This is a genomic window from Nocardia beijingensis NBRC 16342 (assembly GCF_001612785.1).
Taxonomy (GTDB): Bacteria; Actinomycetota; Actinomycetes; order Mycobacteriales; family Mycobacteriaceae; genus Nocardia; species Nocardia beijingensis.
The window spans coordinates 1-16,185 of record NZ_BDBC01000064.1; the positions used below are offsets into that span (position 1 = coordinate 1).

The 16,185-nt window shown below is 68.5% G+C and carries 8 protein-coding genes; 3 read left to right on the forward strand and 5 right to left on the reverse strand.

What is annotated here, in order from left to right:
- Positions 1–769 precede the first annotated feature (769 nt).
- From NB3_RS29760 to NB3_RS35360, 3 genes are all read left to right on the forward strand, one after another.
- Positions 770–1,069 carry a transposase gene (locus tag NB3_RS29760; RefSeq protein WP_067809926.1) on the forward strand — a complete coding sequence of 100 codons (300 nt, stop codon included), beginning with the start codon at positions 770–772 and terminating at the stop codon, positions 1,067–1,069.
- Positions 1,066–1,956, forward strand: coding sequence for an IS3 family transposase (locus tag NB3_RS29765; protein WP_218020664.1), 891 nt, complete (start codon positions 1,066–1,068; stop codon positions 1,954–1,956). Before NB3_RS29760 ends, NB3_RS29765 begins: the two co-directional genes overlap by 4 nt.
- Positions 1,957–2,957: 1,001 nt before the next feature.
- Positions 2,958–3,233, forward strand: coding sequence for a hypothetical protein (locus NB3_RS35360; protein ID WP_157112083.1), 276 nt, complete (start codon positions 2,958–2,960; stop codon positions 3,231–3,233).
- Between the two features lie 205 nt (positions 3,234–3,438).
- On the opposite strand, the gene NB3_RS29770 is transcribed toward NB3_RS35360, so the two are convergent.
- Genes NB3_RS29770 through NB3_RS29790 form a run of 5 tightly spaced genes read right to left on the reverse strand, consistent with a single transcriptional unit; the run spans position 3,439 to position 16,170 of the window.
- Positions 3,439–7,092 (reverse strand): eCIS core domain-containing protein, encoded by a 3,654-nt coding sequence (locus NB3_RS29770; protein ID WP_067809928.1) that lies wholly within the window; start codon positions 7,090–7,092, stop codon positions 3,439–3,441.
- Positions 7,093–7,097: 5 nt separating this feature from the next.
- Positions 7,098–8,117 carry a hypothetical protein gene (locus NB3_RS29775; RefSeq protein WP_067809929.1) on the reverse strand — a complete coding sequence of 340 codons (1,020 nt, stop codon included), beginning with the start codon at positions 8,115–8,117 and terminating at the stop codon, positions 7,098–7,100.
- Positions 8,118–8,131: 14 nt separating this feature from the next.
- Positions 8,132–11,593, reverse strand: a complete 3,462-nt coding sequence (locus NB3_RS29780; RefSeq protein ID WP_067809931.1) for a hypothetical protein — start codon at positions 11,591–11,593, stop codon at positions 8,132–8,134.
- Between the two features lie 10 nt (positions 11,594–11,603).
- The gene (locus NB3_RS29785) at positions 11,604–13,850 is read right to left on the reverse strand and encodes a hypothetical protein (protein WP_067809932.1); all 2,247 of its coding nucleotides are present in this window, start codon (positions 13,848–13,850) and stop codon (positions 11,604–11,606) included.
- A gap of 1 nt (position 13,851) precedes the next feature.
- Positions 13,852–16,170, reverse strand: a complete 2,319-nt coding sequence (locus NB3_RS29790) for a baseplate J/gp47 family protein (protein WP_157112084.1) — start codon at positions 16,168–16,170, stop codon at positions 13,852–13,854.
- Positions 16,171–16,185 lie beyond the last annotated feature (15 nt).

Sequence of the window (16,185 nt, forward strand, 5' to 3'; positions counted from 1 at the left end):
ACCGGTCGCGCGCACGCCGACCGCGGCCGGTCTTGCATAGCTCAACCGTCGCCAAGGTCAGCAGCCCGTCCAACGATCGATGGCACCACAGCGCGTGTCGCGGGTCGCGGAGATCATCGTGCTCATCCCCACGCACCTCCCGCGCGACGCGCGTTGCCCAACGGCACGAGACGCAGGCGATACCTAGGAACGGGTCACGGAGCGGCCGACTGGCACATGCGGAACACGGACGCGGACGAAACAGCTCCCCTCACAACGCAGGCCAGCCCATCGGCCTGCAACGGAGTCAACCCTGTGATGATCTCGTCACGGGCACAATGCTGTACGTGCCATACCGGGGCACAACCCTGCGACGTGTCAGAATTGACCCACCCAAAGTTTCCCCAAACTTTCGGCGTGACTGCGCGTGATCGTCGGTGACCTGCGCATTACGGCATAACCACTGTTAGGGCGGCTGTAAGGGTCACCGGTGATTGGCCGTGAACACAGGCGAACCCCGAACCCGTAACAGCGGGTTCGGGGTTCGAGTCCTGCTGTCGCCTACCGCTCGACGGAGGTGGGGACGGCAGGCGACCAGCGAGGCGATGCGACGCCAATCTGGAGTAGTCACCGACGATGGCCACGCGTTGAACGGCGCTCGTCGCTCAGCCCAGGACGAAATCCGCTTCGACTACCAGTCGACCAGAGTAGATCCCAGGTCACCCTGAGGTTCCCCCGCTTCCTTGGAGGGCTCTGAGCATGGTCCGATAGGGCCAGGAAGGAGCCCCGCGTGGCAGCACCGAAGAAGTATCCGGACGAGTTGAAGGCCCGGGCGGTCCGACTGTATCTGGAGTCGGACCCGAAACCGACGATACGCAAGCTCGCCCAGCAGCTCGGGGTGCATCACGAGGCGCTGCGGAACTGGATCCGCCAGGCCGATACTGGCCAGCGGCCGGAAACGACGTCCGCTGATCTGGCCGAGGAGAACAAGCGGCTGCGTAAGCAGGTGGCCGAGTTGGAGTGGGTGAACGACATCCTGCGTTCTGCGAGTGCGTATTTCGCCTCGGAGCTCGGCCAGACCCGGAGGTGATCGTGCGGTTCGTGAAGGACAGCCGGCAGCCGGTCGAGCTCGTATTGCGGGTGCTGGGTATCGCCTCGTCGACCTATTACTGGTGGTGCAAACGTCTCGAGCGGCCCTCGGCGCGGCAGATCTCCGACGAGGTGTTGCTGGCCGAGATCGTCGATATCCATACCAGCTCCGGCGGCACTTACGGCTCGCCCCGCGTGCACGCAATGCTGGCGCGGCGCGGCATCTCGGTCGGCCGCAAACGGGTGGAGCGGGTGATGCGCGGCGCCGGGTTGCAGGGCGCTTTTCTGCGGAAGCGGTGGCGGATCGGATCCACGCGAACCGATCCACGGGCCGCGCCGGCGCCGGATCTGGTCGAACGAGTCTTCACCGCGGATCGGCCGAACCGGTTGTGGGTGGCCGATGCCACGCGCATCCCGTGCGGGCAGGGCGCGTTCTGGCTGGCCGCGGTGCGGGATGCATTCTCCAACCGGATCGTCGGGTGGAAGACCTCGGACCGCTGTGACACCGAGATGGTTCTGGGCGCGCTGGAGTACGCGGTCTGGAGCCGAGATGTCCGTGACGGTGAGTTGATCCACCACTCCGACAGGGGATCGACCTACACCGCTATTCGCTTCGCGAACCGGTTGGCCGACAACGGAATTGCGCAATCCATGGGATCGGTCGGGGATTCCTACGATAACGCGCTGATGGAGAACTTCTTCTCCACGCTGAAGACGGAACTGGTCTACCGCCGGTCGTGGCGGACCCGCGACGAGGCCGAAAACGCCCTGTTCTCCTACATCGACGGCTGGTACAACACCCAACGCATCCAAAAGAACCTCGGCTGGAGATCACCCGACGAGTTCGAAGCCAGCTACCATCACCCTGTTCCAGCCGAAAGCTGGTAGTCCGCCCTCCAACAATGCGGGGGAACCTCACCCGCGTTCCCATCTTCGATGCGCCCTGCCCTGGTCACAACGAACATGGGTACGGGAACCGATCCATAGGAACGAACCGCAATCCTCAGACTGGGTACGTCCCCGCGATGACCAGGCGTTTTACAGTTGCCCATGTTGTGCGTGTCCTGCCGAGGACCGAGGCCTGCGACAGCTCACCGAAACCACCACCACGACAACCGATTTGACTTGCGCCGGAAACACGGTTCTCGAACCTCTTTCGGGTCGCGGGAGGCGAGCACACGGTAACGCAGGCTCCAGATATCGAGCGCTCCCATCTACCTGATCTCGGTCGTCATCTTCGGCGATAGGAAGACCAGTTAATCTCGCCCGGCCGCTGGTTCTGGCCGCCGATAAGCGGGCACCGCGATACCGAGCGTGTGGACCGGAGCGATGCGCCGCACGGGCGCATCTTCCGTCGACCATCTGCTCAACCTCACGCTCGCCTTCGGCAAGTCGTTCGTCCAGCGCAAGCTGGGTTCGGTGGTTGACGACCCAGTGTCCACTCGGGTTCACCCAGACGGCCGCGGCGGCGGGTAGTCAGCCTTGCTCGGCGAGGCGGCGCATCGCGTCGAGTTGGGCGCGGCATTAGTTTGCGTCGCATGACCGTGGATTGTCCGGGACCGGATGTGCTGTGGACTCGTATCGCAGAATCGGAGGCGCTCGAGCCGCCGGTTTCGACGAGTGCAACGAACTCTCCAATTCCCTGGAGGGAGTGCATAGCGGCCGGATCTCCAGCGAGGACGGCGCGGGGAGCTGGTTCACACTCATTCGGTACACGGATTCCCGAGCGACCCCTGTGCGGCCGCGACAAGGACAGTTCGTTCTCGCGGCGGCATACGACCCGATGGCCGACGCCACCGTGGGTACGGGCCGCTCACCTGACCAGCGACCATCCCGCGTATCAGCCACGACTCGGCGGTCACCTTCGTTCGCTGGTGGGAGGGCAGCCAGTGGCATCAGTCGAAGATCAACGGGAGGACGGCGCGTTCTCAAGTCTGCGCAATCCTGACCGCTACAGCGGCGAGATCGACGTGCTCGCCGGCGAAGCCGGATGGATCCTCGACGACCTGGACAACGATCTCGAGGAGACCGTCCGATTCCGAACACCTCGAGGCCCTGTGCGCGGCGGCCGACGGGGACACGCTCAGCGGCGAATTCTTCGGGTTCCTCGGCACGAACCAACCTGCGGTATCGAGTACCTCACAACCACCGGGGTTTATAGCTGACCATCCAGTTGGGGTAGAGCCCAATGATGCATGTACGGCGCCGTTCATACTCGTCGAGATCGGGTGGTCACCAATATTTTGGACAGCCGCTGTGGGGGTCTACTGGGCTCAAGGTTCGCACACAGACGGCTGTTGCGTCACGTGATAACGCCGCAAGCAGTCGGTCCGAGTATGAAGCCGTTGTCGAGCTTAGGCTTTCGCACGCTCAGCCCGCCAACTCATCGAACACGCTACTCATGAGGCCCCGAGCGTCGAGGGTAGGTTGGCGTACGACGATGTTGTCAAGGCTGAGGTCGAGGCCGTTGGCTTCCGACCAGCGCACCGGGAACTCGACACCGAACTCCATGTCGGGCCCGAACTCCCCCAGCATGCGCTGCCACGGCCCGAACGTGTGCGAGACATCGGTGACGAGCAGGTCGACTCCGATCGTCACTGCAGCATTGGCGCTGAGGCGGAACTTCGGCCGCACGTCGGCGGCCACACGCGTTTCGACGGCGAGGCCGCTGGTCGGGTTCCAGTCGATGTCGAGCCCGGCCGAGGCGTCTGCCTGGATGCCGAGCGTCCCTTGGAGGCCGACTCGGCCCTGGGCGTAGGCGACCGCCGCCCGCGCGCGCAGACCACCGCCGACGTCGAGGGTGAGGCCCGCGTACGCAGGCACGAAGAATTCACCGTATCCGTGCAGTGCCGCGAGCTCCGGGTGGTCCAAGTCGAGCTCCGCGGTGATGGCGGCATCACGGATGACGCCCGCGCCGACGTACGCCTCGAACGCGATGCGTGCGTCGACGAAGGCGAACACGCCCACACCCACACCGGCGACAGAGACCCCCCAGATGGGGAACTCGGGCGGTTCGATGTGCAGCAGGTCCTTGGTGAACGTCCGCCGGGGGAAGACCTCGAACTCCGGCGGCAGCGCGATGACTCCGCTGATGATGACCCGGTTGTCTCGGGTGAGCTCTATGCCGGCGGTCCCCATCAGGGCGTTGCCGAACCGGATCGTCACCATGCCCCGGCCCCACACGGTGATCGTCGTAGTTGGTGGCCCCTCGACCGGGTTGCCCTGCTCGTCGAGCGGCGCGTTGGTCGCGGTGAAGTTAAGGGTGCCGCTCGCGGGACCCTTGGCCACCTGTCCCGCGGCCGTCATCGTGACGACGCCGTCGAGGTAGTGCAAAGCGATGGCGCCGGTGGCGCCGGGTGCGGCGAGCGTGGCCTGGCCGGTGCCGCCGAAGCTCCAGACCCCCTCGGGGGTACGCGTGGCGGCGACCGACATGGTTGCGTTCTGCACAGCGGGCAGGCTGGCGAACGGAAGCGGGATGTTGTCGGCGCCGATCCGCAGCCCTTCGTTGCGCGTGTAGGCGACGTTCACCACAGTGCCGGCCAACGGGGCGCCCAGGTTGATCGTGCCGTTGAAGTCGAGGCGTTCGCGCGATACCAGCACGGTCACCGTCCCGGAGTCGACGCCCGTGATCTTGCCTTTCTCCACGCCGAGGGTGCCGCCAGCGGTCAGGGTGTCGGTCGCCAGATCGTAGGTCGCCGTCACCTGCGCGGGCGTGAAGAAGTCGGCGTCGAAGTTGAACGCACCGCTCAGCCGCGGACCGTGCTCGGCGATCTCGGCTGTCAGCGATCCGGAGCCGAGGCCGTTGACGACGAACCCGGCGTACCCCTCGATGAACAGGCCCGGCGTCCCGACCCCCAATGACAGCGCGGCCTCGGTGACGATGAGTGGACCGAGGCTGAGGTTGTCAGCCGGCACCGGGAAGCTCATCATGATCCGGTCGCCGTACAGGACGAGCGGCACGCTCAGGCCGGGGAACAGCGCCTTCGACGACAGCACGCTGCCGGTGCCGACCAGCACGCCTTCGGCGTTCACGCCCAGGTCGGTGAAGGTCAGGGGGCTGAGCAGGGTGAAGTCCATGCAGGCGAACTGGTTGATGATCGACTGTCGCGAGAGGTAGCCCGCGATGCCCATCCTTGGGTCGCGCAGGACGTCGATAGTGCCGCTCTTCGCGGCGATCGGGTTCTTGGTCCCCTTGGCTACTTTGTTGATCACGACATCCAGGCGGAGCAGTCGCGTCTCCGCTTGGTCGGTGGAGCCGCCGAAGTAGGCGCCTCCGTTCACCCAGATGTTCGGGTACAGGAACGCCCCGCCCTCGACCTGCTGAGCTGCGTTGAGCCGCACTGTTTTCATGGCACCGCCACCAGGGCCGGGAAGGATGCGGACACGAGTGGGCTGTACGCCGTTGTTCTCCAGACGCAGCCCCGCGGCCACCAGGTCCGCCTCGGTCATGAACTCGAGGTGGTCGAGGTGAGCGCCTGTGTTTATCTGGTTCTGCGTCCAGAAGTCGCGAGGCACCGTGTCGAAGCCGGAGCCTGCGGCGACCGTCGAGAACCGGATAGTCCAGTTGCGCTTCATCTCGGTGACGTCGGTCGGTTTCTCTGTCACGGGGATTGACGTCGACCCCACCACCTCGTCGAGGATCGTCTTGAGGTCGCGCTCGATGCGGGCCTTGAGGGCGCTGCCGACGGAGCGGTTGTAGCTCGACTTGAGAAGCCACATGTTGTCGGCGGCGTCGTTACCGCCGATCTGCAGTTCGAGGAAGTGGTCGGCGTCGAGGGTCGCGCCACTCCCTTGCAACGGGCTGCCAGTCGTGCTCCACTGCGGCCGTAGCAGTGCGTCCTGGTCGGACAGCTCGTCGAGGGTACCGATGAAGACGTGCCCACTGCTGTTCTTGAATTTCAGGTAGTAGACCGGTGTCACGTTGCCGGTCCCGGTGAGCTGCGGCACGTTCGGGGTCCCCGCAAGCTTCTGGTCCAGCTTGGCGCGCACGCCGGTCTTAAAGTTGGTGCGGGCGTATGCCGTCCATACCTCATAGGCCTTGCTGTCGTCGCGTTCGCCCACCGGCTCCAGCGTGAACGGCGCTCCCACCGCTGGGACCTCCCGACCCGGCGCCGCCACCGGCGTGACGAGCCCCCCGGCTGTGCCCTTGAGTGCACCCGCGACCGAGGGCAGGGCCAGCACGGGCAGCGTGATTATGCCCCGGCTCTTGCCTACGTTGGAGGTGTCGATACCGCCCCCGGGCAACCGGGTCGAGGTGAACGTCGTCGATGTCGGCGCCGTCTGGTCCTGCTCCTCCTCCTGTTGCGGCGAGGTCGTGCCGGTGCCTGGGGTGGGTGCCCGCTGCACCTTCTTCTGCACCCCTCCCCCGGCCTGCTGGACGGTGTGGGTGAGCTCGTGGGCGATCAACTTGCGACCGGCCGGCGTGTGCGGCCGGTACTCCCCGGTGTTGAAGAAGACGTCCCGTCCGACCGTGAACGCGCGGGCGTTCAGTGCCTGCGCGGCGCTCGCCGCGCCGCTGTCGTCGTGCACTCGGACATTGGAGAAGTCGTGGCCGAGCCTGCTCTCCAGGAGGTTCCGGGCACCGCCGTCGAGGGCGCGGCCGCCACCCGCCTGCATCCGCCCGATCGAGGTTTCGACGGCAGCAGGCGCAGTCCCTCCTGCGCTGCCGTCGACCGCGTCCCGTTGCGCGCGCTTGCCCGATGGCCGGTCTGCGCCGATCCGCGGCATGGAGGGTGCCGGTTTGCGCTGCACAGGCTTGGCGCGGCGGGAGGCGGAGTTTTGCGGCTTGTCCCGTGTGGCCGGCGGCACCGGAGCACGCTGCGCGCCCAGCGAGCTGATCGTCGGCGGGATGGCCACCGCTTCGTCGGTGCCGTGTCCGTGCACCGCCTCCCGGGCGACCTGGTCGGCCTCGCGTTCGAAGCGGTCGCCCGCCGTGCCGACGGCCAGCTTCTTCTGGATCGGCTTGTGCCCGGGTGGCTTCTTCGAGGGCTCTTTCGCCTGGGTCGCCGCCTTGGCGCTTGGCATGGGTCCTACGCTTCGTCGACGTCGATCGTCATGAGCGTCGCCGTCAGCGCCTTCCGGAGGGCGGCCCCGCTCCTGGCATCGAGGCCGAAACGACGGGCGAGTTCCTCGGGCTTCTGCCGGGGCAGGGCCTGGGCCTCCTCCCAGGTCGTCACCTCCGCGGCCCGCAGCGCTGCTGCTGCTGCTGCTGCGCTGCGAACGCCGGCCGCCTCGGCGTCGGGCTGGTGCGCCAGCACGGACGCGACGACCGCGAGCCGGCCGACGTCCGTCGGCCGGACCGCGACCTCCAGGCCTATCCCGCCGTCCGCGACGTCCAGCTTCGTGACCTTTGGTGTCGTGTCGTTGGACGCCGAGACTCGCACGTGCGACACGGACAGGTCGACGGACCGCAGCTTCTTGAGCGTCTCGGTCAGTGATCCGCCGGGCTTCGGCAGCGGACCGGACGACGACGGTCCGTCGCAGGGTCGCTGGGTCGGCGGCGCGGGGGTCGCGTCGCCGAGGTCGACCAGCCGGTATGGCGGGAACGATGCCGGCGCGAGGGTCGCCTCGTCGTCGTGGTGCACGACCTTGCCCCCGATCGTGACCCGCAGGGCCAGCGGCCGGTCACCGCCGACGGACAGCGTGAACTCTCCGTCCGTTCCGGTCTCTATACAGACGAGCGCCTCGTCACCGTCCATCAGCGCGACGACCGCTCCCGCGACCGGGTTTGCTCCGTCGATGACATGGCCGTACACGCTCCTCATTTTCTCACCGGTGGGTGGCTCGGTGACCCGCAATCGTCGTACCTCGCCACGGACGACCTCCACCGCGGCCTGGGCTGCGTCGGCCTCCGCCCGCCGGACGAGTGCGGAGGCGTCGCCCCGAGCCTCGGTGCGCACAGCCTCCAGTCGAGCCTGACTGGCGCGCATGCCGACCATCGCCTCGGCGAGCCCGTTGCCGAGCAGCATCACTAGCCCGTGAGCCTCCCGCGCCTCGGGGATCTGTCGTTGCAGGCTCTTCAGGGTGCTCAGGGTTTCGTCGGTACTCACTCGCGTCCTCCTCTCTACCCGGTCAGGTTGTCGGTGTTGACGGTGCCGGCCAGCCCGGTCACTACCAGGCGCCCGGTCGTCTGGTTGAGCGCCGCGGTGCACCAGACCAGCGCAAGGGCCAGGGCCGACACCAAGGTCGGCACAGCCTCCTGTCCGCGGTTGCCGTTCACGCGAACCGTCACACCGAACAGGATTGCGTTCGCGATCGCGAGCTCGCGGTCGAGCTCGACCCCGAATTGGTTGTCGGCGAAGCTCACGTCGTCCAGGGAGACGACCAATATCGACGACAGCGTCATCGGCGGGCCGTATGGCAGCGGCCGGTGCAGGCTGATCTGGTTGTCGTTGACCATCGTGGCACCTCCGTACCGGAAGCGCGACGCCACCGACGCTGCCGGCGGGTACGAGACCCTTCTGGTAGGCGAGCCCAACGTGGCGAACATCTCGGCCAGCCCGCCGATGTCACCCCGCCGCCGCCGTCGCTGCAGCATCAGCAGGTCCGGCGCGATCGCCAGGTTCACCAGGTTGACCGCGTCGCCGCCCAGCAGGTCGAGGATCCGCTCGACCTCACCCAGGTCGAAGCCCGAGAAGCTGGGCGACCGTAGCCCCTTCGCGTGGCTGAGGTGGGTGGTTGCTCTCGTCAGCTCGGCGAACAGCCGGCTCGGGTTGCCGCCCACCAGCCGGTTGTCGGCGACCGATACCGGGCCCAGGGCCAACGCCCGTAAGGCGCGTCCGGCGGGTTGGCTGATCATGTTGCCGTGAACGGTCAGGGCAGGGCCGTCGGCTCCTGCCATCGCACCGGCTCCCTCAAGGCCGATCGAGGCGCGCACAGTGGATACGTGCACGCCGGCGTTCGGGCCAGTTGCCGCACGTTTCAGGTCGTGGCGGCCGTTGTCCTCGATCCGGTTGTCGATCACGCGGACGTCCTCGCCGTAGACGATGCCGATGCCGCAGGTGCCACCGCCGAAGTCGCTGCCGTTACGGACGATTTCGTTGCCGCAGAACAGGCAGTCCACGGCCACCGCGAGCGCGACACCGCCGACGGGGAGGAAGGTGCGCATCACCTCGTCGCGCGCGTTGACCTCGAACCGGACGCAGTCGGCCACGAGGTTGTCGACAAAGCTGAGCCGGCTCACGGCGACGGCGTCGCGTGCCCGGTTCGTCGTCGACATGCCCAGCGGGTACGTCGCGACGCCGCTGCTGCCCATGCCGACGATCCGGTTGTGCCGGACTTCCACGTCGTCGACGATCCCTTCCGAGATCGGGACCAGTACCTCGCGGTCGTTGCCGCCGCCGTCGGGGTCGACCGGCTCGACGCCGATGCAGCCCGCCGCGCCGGTGACGAGCCGGAAGCCCCGCAGCATACGGACATACCCGTGTTTGACGGACCCGGAGTCACTGGCGGCGTACTTGGCGACGGCCCGATCCAGCGCGATCTCGTCTTCGTCGAATGCAGCACGATCGACCCCCACATAGGTAATCGATCCGAAGGTGATACCGATGCCTGCGCCGTCCTCGATCAGGCAGTCGCGGATGGTCGTGCCCTGGGACCCGCCGCCGATCTGTATGCCGCCGAGCGCAAGGCGCCCGGCGACCAGATTCACCTCACGCCGGGCGCGGATCTCGCAGCGTTCGACCACCAGCCGCCGGCCTTGCAGGAAGATCGCGGGGAGAGGCTCGAAGTCCGGTTGCCGGATCGCCTGCGGGTAGGGCCCGGCCAGCACTCGGCAGTGCGTTAGAGTGGCACCGTCCATCGACCGTGCTAGCACGGCGCAGCCAGCTGCCGCGCTGAAGAGACAGTGGGTGACCGCCAGGCCGCCGTGTTCGATCGAACTGTCAGAGGGGTCCGACTTGCCGGCCGCGATGGCCGGCGCGACACCCGACGTGAAGGCGATGTCGGAGAAGGTGACCCTCGTCGAGTCGACGATGGTCACCAGGGGCTGGTCGGGGTCCACGGGCACCCACGTGGTCTTGCCGGGGCAGCCCGTGAACCGGAGGTCGCGGCGGCCCTCGACCACGACGTTGGCCGGGTGCTCCCCCGCCAGCAGGCAGATGGTGCCGCCCTCCGGCGGCATGAGGTCGACGGCGGCGGTGATCGAATCCACGTCGCCGACGTTGGTGCCGGGAGGGCCGACCGTGATCGTGCAGCAGGTCCGGATTCTGTGGAGCGGCCGGAAGCGCTCGCGACAGTCGTGCACCTGACCGGTCGCCAAGTCGACGATGGCCAGCGGAGCCACGTGTCGCCGCGGACCGTGCGCCCGCATACCGTCGTGCATCGCCCAGGGCAGCACCCGAGTGGGCGCGTCCGGCCGCGCCGATACCGTCCACCCATCGCCGGTCAGGGTCGTACCCGAGAACGTGACGGTGAGACCGGTGCCCGGCAGGGCGCGTGCCGTGCCTTGGGTGAAGGGCACATCCGGGTCGGCGCCGTCACCGCCGCCGGTCCAGAGGCGGAGGTAGATGTGCCGTTGCGTGCCGGGCGGCGAGCCCGGGTCGATGGGCGAGGTGGAGAGCCACGTGAGCCAGTCGTCCTCGACGTCGGAACCGACGGTGATGGCACCGTCGTTGAAGCCACCGGTCACCCGGAAGAAGTCGCCGTCGAGCTCTGCGATCCGCTCGTAGTTGGGCAGCAGCACATCGCCGCGCAGTAGCTCGACGGTCTGCCCGGCGCGGGGCCGCAGGTACTCGTCGCGGGGCTCGGTGAGGAAGCGGATGGTCCTCTTGTCGGAGGCGACGGTGACCCGGTACAGCTGCGCGGCGTTGTCCTCCCCCCAGACGAAGTAGCCGGGCCGGGTGCGTTTGACTCGGTAGCAGTTGTTGCGGTTGCGGAGATATCCCGACTCGACGGCCGGCGTGCAGAGGTCGAGGTCGACGGCCTCCTCGTCGAAGCCGATGGCCAGCAGCCCAGAGGAGGCGATCGCGCCGGTCCGGGGGTCGAGCGACGCGGCGATGTCTGCCGGTAGTGCCTCCGCCAGTGCTTCGTGGCAGTCGTCAGTGATGGTGGCCGCCTGGCGCACCCGCCAGCACAGGCGGGTCCGGGCCGCTCCGTCGGCGCCGCGCAGCGCCGGCTCCAGCAGCTCGGCGTCCTCGACGGCGGTGACGACCCGCTCCTCGACTTCGAGCCACACCACCATCCGGCTGTTGGCAACCACGGGCTCGTCCTGAGTGAGCCAGTTGCTCGCGACTTGGTCGGCATACGGAAGCCGTGCGGGGCTCTCTACGCGGGCGCCGCCCAGGTAGTACGCGCCGGGGAGGATGTCGAACCCGCTGTGCAGGCCCGCGGGAACGACGATCTTGAAGCCGTCGTCGGGCGTGCCCAGAGGTGTGATGGTCTCGACGAACTCGGCATCGTGGGACCAACCGGCCAGCTCGGCGGCATGGTTCTCCTCGGCGTCGGTGGGCAGCCGGCCCTGCTGGCGGAGGACGGTGCGGAACAGCTTGTCGCGATCGGCCAGGCTTCGGGAGACATCTGCAGTCATGGCACTTCCTTCAGGTCTGGGCGATCAGCTGGATGACGGCCTGGATCGGGGCGAACTCGGCGACCTTGGCGGTCAGGTCGGCGAGCTTGATGGGGACGAGCGCCCGGTTGTAGACGCCCATCTCGGTGCCACCCTCGCCGCCCTCGCGGACGGACTTGGGACACAGGCCGGTAAGGACCCCGAGCCCGGCATCGCCGAAGCGCACGGACTCGAAGGATCCTTTCGGGAGGCCGGTGGGGAGCACCACGCACTCGTACTGCGAGGGCGTTCGCCCGCCGCTCCTCACCATCGAGAAGCGCAAACAGCTGTTCTGCGCGTCTTGCACCTCGAGAGTCCCGTTGATGATCGAGTTGTTGATATCGGCCCGGCCGATTCGGCAGTCACCGAGCACCGTGCAGCGATCCATCCGCAGCTCGGCCCCGGGCAGCGATAGCACCGCGTCGGCGTCATGCGGAAGCAGGATCGAGTCGACGAGGGTGATCCGGGCGGCGGTGCAGGCCACCGACGACTCGGTGCTGCCGACTGCTTCGTGAATTGAGCCGAGGATGCAGCGGTCCAGGACGAGCTCCTCCACTTGACCCGCCACCACCAGCCGCACGTGAGGGATCACGCCTGGCGTGTTCCCGACCAGCGCGGCTTGGGTGCCGCCGGGGTCCAGCGTCACGTCACGCAGCACGACCTGGTCAAACGAGCCGGTCAGCCTGAGCTCACACAGTGACCCGCCCGTCGCGGTGCCGCGCAGCAGCGCGCCGAGCCACAGTCCGCTCAGCTCCAGGGACGCGCCGGCGACCAGGGCCCGAATCTCGATGGCAGCCTCGTCGGGCGCGGGCCTCAGGAGCACGAACGGCCGTTCGCGGTCGGCCGCCCACAGGCGCGCGGCAGCGGTCACGTCGATCCTCGAGCCGCCTGTCGTGGGCGTGTAGGTGCGGCTGTCCCCGAATACCCGGTCGCCGGTGACGGCCGAGAGCACGGGCGAGGTTGTACCCAGCGGCGGGGGTCCGGTGTCGGGCACTCGGTCGCTGCGGTCGTGGGTCCCAGCGCCGACGGGGTACAGGATCCCGTAGTGCACTCGCCTGACCTCGAGTTCGTTGCCTCCCGGGGCCGCCGTGAGCTCCACCAGCCCCCGAGCAGGGTCGACCAGGGCTTCGACGTCGGCGCTGACCGTGACACCGCCGGCCCAGGCCGACAGGCCCGCGCCGACCACCGCGTACGGCGGCAGCGGCGCGCGGGTTCCGATCGCGAGGCTGATGGCAGGCCCCGCCGCGTCCACAGCGGCCAACAGCCGCGCCTTGGGGCTGTCCGCGACGAGCGCCGCTGCCAGGAGACCGGTCGGGTTGCCGGCACCATCGGCTGTCGCGGCAGCCAACAGATCGTCCTCGGACTCGAAGGTCCGGCCCACCATCGTGCCCCAACCCGGCCCTACGGTGGCGGCCCACACCGGCAGCCGGTAGAGCACTGTGTTGAGGCGACGGCAGGTGATGGGCATCCGGACATCCCACTCGCGGGGCTTGACGCAGTCCTCCCGAGTGAGGTCCCCTTGCTGGAAGAGAGGGACGTGACCGCGGCCCGAGGGATCGATCGTGTAGTGCGTGGCGTCGAGTCGGAACGGTGTCACGTCAGCCAGCGGGAACGCGTACTTGCGGTAGCAGAACAGGTTGACCGTCGGGACGTTGTACCGACCGCGGGTGCTGCGCCCCGGCCGGAACTCCGGCCGATAGGCGACGTCCTCGAAGGGGCCCCCGAGCACGTCGCTGATCCGCGCCCGGCGCAGGTCCGGGAAGCCGCCGCGCGGTGTGTGGGTGACCGGTCCGGTCGGGAAAACGCGGTCCAGTGCGTGCGGGTAGCGGAACAAGTGCTGGAACGCCTCCTGGGCGACGGCGTCCCAGTCGGCTACCTCCTCGGCCAGCGTCTCCAGTAGACGCGGGGTTCCCGCCCGCCTGCGGTAGGCCAGTGTGTGGCCGACGTCGGCCCGTCTCCCGGCCGAGTTGAGCGGGTGCAGCAGACGGGTGCCGAGCAGCTGGCCGATGTACGCGACCGCCCAGTCGTCGGCCTCGTCGATCCTGCTGTCGGCGACGATCCGGTCGATGCTGCGGCGCTCGATCGCTGCCTGCTCGGCCAGGATCTCCACCAGCGCGCGCAGCTGTCCGGGGGTCTCGGCGATCCCGTCCTCGTGGCGGTGGATCTCCGGGACCAGTGCCCAGATCTTCTCGGCGTAGTGCCGCTCGTAGTCGTCGTGCGCGGGACGCGTGCCGGCCATCTCACACCACCTTCCCGTGAGTGAGGAAGTCGAAGTAGCGCGCTGGACCGGGGACCATCGCGGAGGGCATCGGGCCCGTGGTGAGGGAGATCCCGGCGACCCCGGCGACCCCGGCGACGCTGTGCGCGGCGGCCACCACGTGGCTGTGGAACACGGGGCCGCCGATCGTCAGCCTCGAGGGCGCGAGCAAACCCGTAACCTTCCCGAGCAGCGCGGTCGTCACCCCGGCGAGCACCTTCTCGACGACGAAGCCGTTTTTTACCGCGATCGACACGTCGAACTGGGGGACGACGACCGGTGTCGCCAGGCTCACGGTCACAGGCACCCCCGGTACCGACCGATCCCGGAGGTAGGTCGCCAGGTCGGGCGACGGGTCGCCGGAGTCGGCGACGATGGCAACGTCGATGGTCATGCAGAGCCGGGAGGTGTCCCAACGTTGGGCGACGGAGGCGTTGACCACACCGCTGAACGAACGGGCCAGCGCCAGGTAATCCGCCGCGGACACCGCGCGGCCGAGGCTGAGCATGGCGTCGGGAGCCGTGTGCCGGATGTCGTCGGCAGATTCGGCATCCGCCCCGCCGTACGGCGGCAGCGACGACACCCGGGTGAGGTCGCGCACCGCCCGTGCCGCCTGTCTGATCGCCCCTGGGGGCGGTTTCGCCGCCCCGGCACCGAAGCGGTAGCCCGCCACGACGTTGGCGACGCCGCTCGGCAGCCGACTCCCCGTGACACCGTCGCCGAACTGGATCGTCGCGGTCCCGTCGGGCGCCATTCGTACGGCGTACACCCGATCGTCGGGCCCGGTGCCGTACAGAGTCTCGACCCAGGTCCAGTAACGGCCGTCGACTGCGACGTCGAGGTGCGGACGCCGACCGCGCCCGGCGGACGCGTCCGCCACCCATGTCAGAGGCTTCTTCTTCAGCGAAAACGACTGGAAAGCCTGGGCGGCGTCGCCGGACCCGAGCACCTCGCGCGTCACGGTCTCGCCGCGGACCGCGATGACGACGTTGCCGAGCAACCGGACAGGTGTTGGGAGCGGAGCAGGGAACGGTGGGCTGTCCTCGGTCGGGACGAACCGCCCGCGACCGTCGGGCCAGGCGTCGACCCTGCCCTCGACGAGGGCGCCTGCCTGCCCGGCGCCGACCGCGATCGCGAGACCGTCGACCGGCGCGTCGCCCAGCGCCGCGACCACGGGCTCCAGGTTGGGCCGCAACCGGACATCGGCGAGCGTCCGCGTCGGCGCGGCGGGGCGGACGAGGCTTCCTAGCGGCCGCGGCAACGCGTGGAAAACGATGTCGCGACCGCTGAGCGTTTCTCTGACGGCATCGAGCGTGTCACTGAGGTCGAAGACGACCAGGGATGTCGGGTAGGTCTGGGTGATGGCCGCGGACCCGACCGTGACGATGTGGTCGAATCGGGCTGCGGCCGTGATCTCGACCGCGTACATCCCTCCGCCGACCTCCAGCGCCGCGACACCGCCCGCGGCCAACTGCGTGTAGAACGCGTCGAGGACGACCCAGCCCCGGCGTCCCTTGGTGCCGGACGCGGTCCTCACCGGCACCTTGGTGCCCACGGCGTTGCCCGTGACGCGGTTGTCACCGTCCACCAATCCGGTGAGCGGGGCGCGCAGCCCCAGGACGGATGCCCGCAAACGCGAGAGCGCCAGCCCGGTGCCGAGTTGCGAGGTGTCGGCATCGGGCCCGAACGTTATCCGTTGGTACCGCCCACCGTCAGGGTGGTTCTCGGTATCGACCGACGCCACGGTTCCAGCGAACCTGGCGTGCCCGTCGAGCGTGACGGCGACGACGTTCCCCCTGGCCGGGCCCTCACCGGGCCGGAACCGCATCGTGCCGTCGTACGCGTCCAGCCGGTACGGCGCCAGCGTCCAGGCACTGCGCTGCGGCCACAACGTCGCAGCGTCGAGCGCCTCGAAGACCTGCGGCGGCTCGGTGCCGAACGCCTCACTGCGGAATCCGGTGCGAGCGCTCATGTCGACCGGGGTGTCGCCGCGCACCTCGAGGGCGAGCTGGACGGCGGCCGCCAGGGCGGGCCGGGGTTCGTACCCCAGCAGGGACACGATCTCCGCGACTGTATCGGTCTCCTGTGCCGTCGCCAGGTAGGCCCGCTCGGCCAGGCGGGCGTCGTAGAAAGACAGCACATCGAGGACGTAGGCCCATAGCTCCAGCAGCATCACGCCGAGATCGCCCGCACGGTCGGCCGTCCAGCCGGCGAGCTCCTTGTGGTCAGGGTCACGGATCGACCGCAGCATCGCCGCGCGCCACTGGGGGAAGGTCGCGATTTGCCGGGCAAGCCTGCTCATGCCCGACTGGATCAC